The 8458-nt window shown below is 74.1% G+C and carries 8 protein-coding genes; 5 read left to right on the top strand and 3 right to left on the bottom strand.

Going from position 1 to position 8458, the window contains the following annotated elements; translation table 11 throughout:
- Positions 1-182 precede the first annotated feature (182 nt).
- The 3 genes from Q0L15_RS08210 to Q0L15_RS08200 all read right to left on the bottom strand — a co-directional run bounded on the left by Q0L15_RS08210 (position 183) and on the right by Q0L15_RS08200 (position 3311).
- Complete coding sequence (locus Q0L15_RS08210; protein WP_296603542.1) at positions 183-1379, bottom strand: lipid-transfer protein; 1197 nt, start codon at positions 1377-1379, stop codon at positions 183-185.
- Positions 1376-1843 (bottom strand): OB-fold domain-containing protein, encoded by a 468-nt coding sequence (locus Q0L15_RS08205; RefSeq protein ID WP_296603541.1) that lies wholly within the window; start codon positions 1841-1843, stop codon positions 1376-1378. Before Q0L15_RS08205 ends, Q0L15_RS08210 begins: the two co-directional genes overlap by 4 nt.
- A gap of 70 nt (positions 1844-1913) precedes the next feature.
- Positions 1914-3311: a cystathionine beta-synthase gene (locus Q0L15_RS08200; protein ID WP_296603539.1), complete on the bottom strand. Its 1398-nt coding sequence runs from the start codon at positions 3309-3311 to the stop codon at positions 1914-1916.
- 78 nt (positions 3312-3389) lie between these two features.
- Here Q0L15_RS08200 and Q0L15_RS08195 point away from each other — a divergent pair, with 78 nt between their 5' ends.
- The 5 genes from Q0L15_RS08195 to Q0L15_RS08175 form a co-directional block, all read left to right on the top strand.
- Positions 3390-4430: an SGNH/GDSL hydrolase family protein gene (locus Q0L15_RS08195; RefSeq protein ID WP_296603537.1), complete on the top strand. Its 1041-nt coding sequence runs from the start codon at positions 3390-3392 to the stop codon at positions 4428-4430.
- Between the two features lie 70 nt (positions 4431-4500).
- Entirely contained in the window at positions 4501-5274 is a 774-nt protein-coding gene (locus tag Q0L15_RS08190; protein WP_296603536.1) for an ABC transporter ATP-binding protein, read from the top strand.
- A gap of 8 nt (positions 5275-5282) precedes the next feature.
- A complete protein-coding gene (locus Q0L15_RS08185) occupies positions 5283-6617 on the top strand; it encodes an ABC transporter permease (RefSeq protein WP_296603533.1) in 1335 nt (444 codons plus the stop codon).
- 14 nt (positions 6618-6631) lie between these two features.
- The gene (locus Q0L15_RS08180) at positions 6632-7873 is read left to right on the top strand and encodes a histidine kinase (RefSeq protein WP_296603532.1); all 1242 of its coding nucleotides are present in this window, start codon (positions 6632-6634) and stop codon (positions 7871-7873) included.
- The coding region (locus Q0L15_RS08175) for a response regulator transcription factor (RefSeq protein ID WP_296603530.1) at positions 7855-8458 on the top strand (604 nt) is incomplete at its 3' end. The genes Q0L15_RS08180 and Q0L15_RS08175, both read left to right, overlap by 19 nt.

The following is an 8458-nucleotide window of genomic DNA, read 5'->3' as shown; positions in this document are numbered from 1 at the left end:
CGCTCTCCTGCCCGCCGCCGTTCGCGGCGTTCACCGAGTTCGCCGACGAGCTTGCGCCGTACAAGAGGTCGAAGAGCGCGGTGCAGTTCCCCTACGCCGAGCCCGTCCCTGTGGACCTGATCACCCGCATGTCGCGGTTCCATGCCCAGCTCAACGAGGCCCGTCAGCACCAGGCCCGCTCGTCACCGGCTGAGGATCACCGACGACCCGTGGCCGAAGAGGCCCTGGTTGGCGGTGATGCCGACGCGGGCGCCCTCGACCTGGCGGCCGGCGGCCTGCCCGCGCAGCTGCCAGGTGACCTCGCAGACCTGGGCGAGTGCCTGCGCAGGGACCGCCTCGCCGAAGCAGGCCAGACCGCCCGAGGGGTTGACCGGGATCCGGCCGCCGATGGTCGTCTCCCCCGCGCGCAAGAGGGCCTCGGCCTCGCCGCGCCCGCAGAGCTGGAGGTCCTCCATCCAGTCCAGCTCGAGCGCGGTCGAGAGGTCGTAGACCTCGGCCAGGCTCACGTCGGCCGGATCGATGCCGGCCTCCTCGTACGCGGCGTGGCCGATCGACTCCTTGAACGTCCGCTCGGGCTCCCCGACGACGAGGCTGGAGTCGGTGGAGAGGTTGGGCATGTCGAGGACCGTGTTGGGGAAGGTCGGCGTCACCGTCGACACCGCGTTGACGCGCACCGGGCGGTCGATGCCATGGCGCGCGGCGTACTCCGTGCTCGCGACCAGGACGGCGGCCGCGCCGTCGGAGGTGGCGCAGATGTCGAGCAGGTGCAGGGGGTCGGAGACGACCGCGCTCGTCAGCACGTCGTCGACGCTGACCTCCTTGCGATAGCGCGCGTTGGGGTTCTCCAGCCCGTGCCGGGCGTTCTTGACCTTGACCCGGGCGAAGTCCTCCGAGGTGGCGCCGTAGAGGTCCATGCGGCGCCGGGCGTACATCGCGAAGTACGCCGGGTTGGTCATGCCCAGCAGGCGGAAGCGCAGCCAGTCGGGGTCGTCCCATCGCTCGCCGGCGTTGGGCGCGAGGAAGCCCTTCGGCGTGGTGTCCGCACCGACGACGAGCGCGACCTCGCTCATCCCGGCCAGGATCCGCGCGCGGGCGGTGTCGAGGGCCTGGGCCCCGGTCGCGCAGGCGGCGTAGGACGTCGCGACCTTGGCGCCGTTCCAGCCCAGCGCCTGGGCGAACGTCGCGCCGGCGACGTAGCCGCCGTAGCCGTTGCGCACCGTCTCACCGCCGACGATCAGGTCGACGTCACGCCAGTCGACGCCGGCGTCGGCCAGGGCGGCCCGGGCCGCGTGCACGCCGTACTCGACGAAGGGGCGGCCCCACTTGCCCCACGGATGCATGCCGACACCGAGGACGGCGACGTCCTTGCTCGCGCTCACTGGTCGACCTCCTCGCCCATCTCGGCGACCTGCCCCGACATCAAGGGGAGCCAGCGCCAGATCAGGCGGTCGCCGGTCTCGTCGGCGTAGAGCGTCTCGATCACGAGCTCGGCCTCGGCGCCGACCCGCAGGTCGGCCACGCCGTAGCCCTCGGCGACCTGACCCAGCACGACGAGTCCCTCGGGGAGCTCGACGGCGGCGAGCGCGAACGGCTCGTAGGGGTCGGTGCTCGAGATGTACGGCGCCGGCGGCTGGTACTGCGCGTCGGTGTAGGACCAGATCGTCCCGCGGCGGGACAGCTCGATCTCCTCGAACTCCTCGCCGGCGCACGCCGGGTTGCGGCAGAAGCCGCCGGCCTTCGGGAAGAACACCGTGCCGCACGTCGTGCACCGTGACCCGAGCAGCGCCGGCTCGGGCCCGGCCGTGAACCAGCCCTCGATCGCAGGGGTCGCCGTCTCCGTCATGCCGGCACCGTACCAAGCAAGTGCTTGGTTTGGCACCGGCGGTCTCACCGCGGGCGGCGACCCGCCTCGGTCAGCCGCGCGCCAGGTAGCCCAGCAGGTCGTGGCGGGTGACGACGCCGACGGGCTTGCCGTCCTCGTGCACCAGCAGCGCGTCGGCGCCCTCGAGGGCGGCGACCGCGTCGGAGGCCGGCTCGGTGGAGCCGATCGACGGGAGCGGGGGCGACATGTGCTGGCTGACCGAGTCGGTGAGCCGGGCGGTGCTGGTGAACAGCAGGTCGAGGAGCGCGCGCTCGGAGACCGAGCCCACGACCTCGGCGGCCACGACGGGCGGCTCGGCCCGCACGACCGGCATCTGGGAGACGTTGTACTCCTGCAGGATCGCGACAGCCTCGGCGATGGTCTCGTTGGGGTGGGTGTGCACGAGGTCGGGCAGCCGGCCGCTCTTGCCGCGCAGCACCTCCCCCACGGTCTGCACGGGCCGCTCGGCACCGTCGACCGGGAAGCCGTACTGCGAGAGCCAGTCGTCGTTGAAGACCTTGGTGAGGTAGCCGCGACCGGAGTCCGGGAGCAGCACGACGATGACGGCGTCCTCGCCCTCGGGCGTGCCCTCGAGCTCGTGGGCGAGCTGGATCGCGGCGTGCACGGCCATGCCCGAGGAGCCGCCGACCAGCAGGGCCTCCTCGCGGGCCAGCCGCCGGGTCATCGCGAACGAGTCGGCGTCGGAGACCTCGATGATCCGGTCGGCCACGTCGCGGTCGTAGGCCTCGGGCCAGAAGTCCTCGCCGACGCCCTCGACGAGGTAGGGGCGCCCGGTGCCACCGGAGTAGACGGAGCCGGCCGGGTCGGCGCCCACGACCTGCACGTCAGGGTTCTGCTCCTTGAGGTAGCGCCCGGTGCCGCTGATCGTGCCGCCGGTGCCCACGCCGGCCACGAAGTGCGTGATCCGACCCTCGGTCTGCGTCCAGATCTCCGGACCGGTGGTCTCGTAGTGCGAGCGCGGGTTGTGGGGGTTGGAGTACTGGTCGGGCTTCCACGCCCCCGGCTGGGACGCGAGGCGGTCGGAGACGTTGTAGTAGGAGTCCGGGTGCTCGGGCTCGACCGCGGTCGGGCAGACGACCACCTCGGCGCCGTACGCCTTGAGCACGTTGCGCTTGTCCTCGCTGACCTTGTCCGGGCAGACGAAGACGCACTTGTAGCCCTTCGCCTGCGCGACCATCGCCAGCCCGACGCCGGTGTTGCCCGACGTCGGCTCGACGATCGTGCCGCCGGGCTGCAGCTCGCCGGAGGCCTCGGCGGCCTCGATCATCCGGGTCGCGATGCGGTCCTTCACCGAGCCGCCGGGGTTGAGGTACTCCACCTTGGCCAGGACGATCGGTCCCCTCGCGCCGTCGAGGGAGCCCATGGACTTCGAGAGCCTGAGCAGCGGGGTGTTGCCGATCAGGTCGAGGAGCGAGTTCACGTACTGCATCGCGCCAATCTAGAGCGGAGCGCCGCCAACGCGGAAACCCCGGAGGCACGGGCTGGTCTACGTCCGTAGAGTGGCCGCGTGGGGAAAGCGGCTGCTGCTCGGAAGCTCGCCTCCGCCGCGGCGTACGGCGGCGGTGGCGTCTCGGTGCTCGGCGGCGCGCTCTACGGCCTGCTGCGCGTGGAGGCGCAGGTGGCGCGCAAGACCATCGGCCGCCTCGACGACGACCCGCCCGACCCGACCGGCTGGTACGGCCGCGGACGTCCGGGCCCCGCGATCAAGGCGGTGCTGCTCGGCGACTCGAGCGCGGCCGGCTACGGCGTCGAGCGGGTCGAGGAGACCCCCGGCGCGCTGCTCGCCAGCGGGCTGGCCGAGCGCGCCGACCGGCGCGTCTACCTCCGCGACTTCGCGGTCGTCGGGGCGCAGTCCTCGGACCTGGCGAGCCAGATCGACAGCGCCCTCCCCCTCGAGCCGGACGTCGCGGTGATCCTCATCGGCGCCAACGACGTCACCCACTCCGTCCTCCCCTCGGCGTCCGTGCGCCACCTCAGCGAGGGAGTGCGCCGGCTCCGCGAGGCCGGCGTGGCCGTGCTCGTCGGCACCTGCCCCGACCTCGGCACGATCAAGCCGATCGCCCCGCCGCTCAAGCAGGTCGCCCGCGCCTGGTCGCGGCGCCTCGCCGCGGCGCAGACGATCGCCGTGGTCGAGGAGGGCGGCCGCACCGTCTCGCTCGGCTCCATCCTCGGTCCGGAGTTCGCTGCCGCGCCGGCGATCCTGTTCGGCCCCGACCAGTTCCACCCCTCCGCCGACGGCTACCGGTCCCTGGTCACCGTCCTGCTCCCCTCGACGCTGGCCGCGCTCGGGCTGATCCCCGAGAGCGAGGCGGAGCCCGAGGCCTACCGCGGTGAGGGTGTCCTGCCGATCACCGCCGCCGCCATCCAGGCCGTGAACGTGCCCGGCACCGAGCTCGGCGGCACCGAGGTCGGCGGCTCGCGCCGCGGCGTGCGTGGCCTCTGGGTCGAGCTGCGGCACCGCCGCCGCCACCCGGGCACCGCCGGCGAGGCCCCCGACGCCGAGGAGGCCGACGCCGCCCAGGCCGAGGAGGGTGTCGGCGAGGGGTAGGGAGAACCCCACCCCGGTCGGCGGTCCAGGCCCATCGAGACGACCGCTCGGCGCTCCTAGCGTCGAGGACATGAACTCCACCACCACGTCCCACCCGACCGGCGCCGTCCTCGAGGTCCGCGACCTGGCCCGCACGTACGGCGAGGGCGCCGGGGCGGTCACCGCGCTCGACGGCGTCGACCTCGCGTTCGCGCCCGGCACCTTCACCGCCGTCATGGGCCCGTCCGGCTCCGGCAAGTCGACGTTCCTGAGCTGCGCGGCCGGCCTCGAACCGCCGACCGCCGGTCGCGTGCTCGTCGACGGCCACGACATCACCGACTGGGACGAGAACGACCGGACGCGGCTGCGTCGCGAGCGGATCGGCTTCGTCTTCCAGGCCTTCCACCTGATGCCCTACCTCACCGCCGAGCAGAACGTCGGGCTGCCGCTGCGACTGGCCGGCCGGCGGCCGGACCGGGCTCGCGTGCGCGAGCTCCTCGAGCGCGTGGGCCTCGCCGACCGCGGGGGCCACCTGCCCGGCTCGCTCTCCGGCGGGCAGCAGCAGCGGGTCGCGATCGCGCGCGCACTGGTCACCGAGCCCGCGGTCGTCCTGGCCGACGAGCCCACCGGGGCGCTGGACTCCGGCACCGCCCGCGGCATCCTGACGCTGCTGCGCGACAGCGTCGACGCGCTCGACCAGACGATCGTCATGGTGACCCACGACCCGGTGGCGGCGTCGTACGCCGACACGGTCGTGTTCCTCGTCGACGGCCGGGTCGCGGGCCGGATGGACCGGCCGACCGCCGACGCCGTCGCCGGCCAGCTCGCCCACCTGTCCGACCTCGTGGTCGGGGGCGCGCGATGACCGGCCGGATGACCGGGCTCGCGTGGCGCTCGCTGCGCCACCGCGCGACCGCCTCGGTCGCGACGTTCGTCGCGGTGCTGCTCGGCACCGCGCTCATGGGATCCTTCGCCGCCCTGGCCGCCAGCGCCTCCGGACCGGTCTCGACCGCCGACCACGACACGCTCACCACCATGGGCACCGTCGTGGGCGCGTGGGGCGCGATCATCGTGCTCTCCGCCGTCGTCTCGACCGTCGGCATCACCGTCACCCAGCGGGAGGTCGAGATCGGCCTGCTGCGCACGGTCGGTGCCACGCCCGGCCAGGCCTCCCGGCTGGTGCGGGCCGAGACGCTGCTGGTCGCAGCGCTCGGCTCGGCGCTGGGGGCCGGGCTGGCCTGGCTGGGCGGCGCCGCCCTGCTGACGCTGCTGCGCAACACCGGCACGGTGGCGGACTCGGTGCCGTACTCCCCGGGCCTCGCCCCGCTGGCGACCGCCGCGCTCGTGGTGCTGGTGAGCCTGCTCGGCTCCGGCTTCGCGGCCCGCCGAGCGACCCGGGGCTCCGCGAGCATCACCCCGAGTGAGGGCCGGCCCGGGACCGGACGACTGCCGTGGTGGCGGGTCGCCGCCGCGGTCGCGCTCTTCGGCTACAGCGCGGCGATGGCGGTGGTCACCATCACCGTCACCGCGCATGACGACGACCCGTACTCGGCCATGGCGACCTCGGGACAGCTCGGCATCCTCGTCGCGGTCGGCCTGGGCTGCCTGGCGCCCTGGCTGCTGCGTGTCCTCTCCCCCGCCACGCGGCCGGCGCTGGGCCGAGGAGCGGCGGGCTACCTCGCGGCGTACAACGCGCGGCGCCGCTCCCGGCTGCTCAGCGGCGTCCTCGCCCCGGTCATCGTGCTCACGGCCTCGGGCATCAGCGTGTTCATGATCGTCGGCACCGACGACCGCACCCGTCCCGCCGGCTTCGAGGACGACGCCCGCACGATCAACCTGCTCAACAACGTGGTCGTCGGCATGATGGTCGTCTTCGCCGCGGTCGTCGTGGTCAACACCTTCGCCGCGGTGGTCGCCCATCGCCGGTCCGAGCTGCGCCAGCTCTGGCTGCTCGGCGCCACGCCGCACCAGGTCGAGGCGTCGGTGCTGGCCGAGGCCCGCGGGGTCGCGGCGATCGGGGTCGTCCTCGGCGCGCTGGCCTCGCTGGTCGCCGTCATCCCGTTCGGCGTCGCCCGGCACGAGGGCGTGGTGCCCGACGGCCAGCTCTGGCTGCCACCGCTCGTGATGGCGGCCGCGGCGGCCCTGACCCTGCTCGCAGCGCGGTCCGCGGTCCGGCGCGCGCACCTGCCGGCCGGCTCCCTCCAGTGACAGACTGGTCCGCCATGCTGCTGCGCAGGATCGGGTCGCTCCGGCCCACGCCGATCGACGGGGACGCCCTCGTCGACCGGCTGCGGCTGACGTTGCTCTCGGCCGGGTACGCCCTGCTGGGTGCGCCCGCCCTGGCGCTGGGCATCCTCACGATCCTGTGCATCCCGCTCGGCCTGGTCACCGTCGGGTTCGCGGTCGCGCTGGCCGTCGTCCCCGCCACCGCCGCCCTCACCGCCGTCCACCGCCGGGTCAGCGGCGCCCTGCTGGGCGAGCAGGTCACCGCGTCGTACGCCGACACCACCGGCACCAACGTCGTCACGCGGCCGATGCGCTGGCTGCGGGACAAGGCCCGCTGGCGCGACGTCGGGTTCGTGTGGTTCTCGGCCACCGGCGGGTTCGTGATGTCGGTCCTGCCGGTCGGGCTGCTCACCGCGCCCATCACCCACCTGGGCGGCGCGGTGCTCGACGGAGGCTTCTGGTGGTGGATGCTCGTGCTGCTCGACGGGCCGCTGCTCCTCGTCTGGTGGCTGGTGACCCCCGCGCTGGTGCGCGGTCGCGCGGTCGCCGAGCGCAACATCCTCGGCCACTCGCGCGTCGAGCGGCTCGAGCGCCGCGTCGAGGAGGTCGCGGCCTCGCGCACCGAGACCCTCGACCACTCCGCCGCCGAGGTGCGCCGCATCGAGCGCGACCTGCACGACGGCGCCCAGGCCCGGATCGCCGCGGTCGGCATGAACGTCGGGCTGGCGGAGAAGCTGCTGGAGTCGGACCCGGCGGCGGCCGCCGAGCTGCTGCGCGAGGCCCGCGAGACGACGGTCTCGGCGTTGGAGGACCTGCGCTCGGTGGTGCGGGGCATCCATCCGCCGGCGCTCGCGGACCGGGGCCTGGCCGGCGGCATCGAGGCCCTGGCACTGCCGATCCCGCTGCCGGTCACGGTGGCCGTCGACCTGCCGCGGGGCATCCCGGAGCCGGTCGAGTCGGCGGCGTACTTCGCGGTCGCGGAGTGCCTCGCCAACACCGTCAAGCACTCCGGCGCCACCCGTGCGTGGGTGGTGGGGTCCTACGACGACGGTGTGCTGCACCTCGAGGTCGGTGACGACGGCCGAGGTGGCGCCGACGCCTACGTCGACAAGCAGGGCGGCGGGCTGGCGGGGATCGCTCGCCGGCTCGCGGCCTTCGACGGCACGATGGAGGTCGCCAGCCCGCCGGGCGGGCCGACGATCGTGACCCTGGAGGTGCCGTGCCGGACCCGCCCGTAGCCGACCGGCTCAGAGCGGTGGTCGCCGAGGACCAGGCGCTCCTGCGGGTGGGCCTCACCCGCATCCTCGAGGCCAGCGGGATCGCGGTGGTGGCCGCGGTCGACAACGCGCCGTCCCTCACCCGCGCGCTCGCCTCGCCCGAGGTGGACGTCGCGATCGTCGACGTCCGGATGCCGCCGGCCTACGCCACCGAGGGCCTCGTCGCCGCGGTCGAGGCCCGCCGCGCCCGACCGGGGTTCCCCGTGCTCGTGCTCAGCCAGTACGTCGAGCCGCTCTACGCCCGCGAGCTGCTGGCCAGCGGCGAGGGCGCGGTGGGCTACCTGCTCAAGGACCGGGTCGCCGATGTCGACGGGTTCGTGGCCGCCGTGCGCCAGGTCGCGGGCGGCGGCACCGTCCTCGACCCGGAGGTCGTCGCGGGCCTGGTCAGCGGCGCTGGTCGCGACCAGCCGCTGCAGCGGCTCACGCCGCGCGAGCGCGAGGTGCTCACGCTGATGGCCGAGGGCCGCTCGAACGCCGCGATCGCCGCCCGCCTGTTCGTCGGCGAGAAGGCCGTCGGCAAGCACACCAACGCGATCTTCACCAAGC

It is taken from the genome of Nocardioides sp., assembly GCF_024509035.1.
Classification (GTDB): domain Bacteria; phylum Actinomycetota; class Actinomycetes; order Propionibacteriales; family Nocardioidaceae; genus Nocardioides.
Note: the sequence above shows the minus strand (reverse complement) of the source record. Positions and strands in the feature narration are given on the sequence as shown.

What these genes read in the sequence shown, in the direction of transcription:
- Q0L15_RS08185 (WP_296603533.1), top strand. Translation starts at nt 5,283, where the DNA reads ATGACCGGGCTCGCGTGGCGCTCGCTGCGCCACCGCGCGACCGCCTCG.
- Q0L15_RS08180 (WP_296603532.1), top strand. Translation starts at nt 6,632, where the DNA reads ATGCTGCTGCGCAGGATCGGGTCGCTCCGGCCCACGCCGATCGACGGG.
- Q0L15_RS08205 (WP_296603541.1), bottom strand. Translation starts at nt 1,843, where the DNA reads ATGACGGAGACGGCGACCCCTGCGATCGAGGGCTGGTTCACGGCCGGG.
- Q0L15_RS08190 (WP_296603536.1), top strand. Translation starts at nt 4,501, where the DNA reads ATGAACTCCACCACCACGTCCCACCCGACCGGCGCCGTCCTCGAGGTC.
- Q0L15_RS08200 (WP_296603539.1), bottom strand. Translation starts at nt 3,311, where the DNA reads ATGCAGTACGTGAACTCGCTCCTCGACCTGATCGGCAACACCCCGCTG.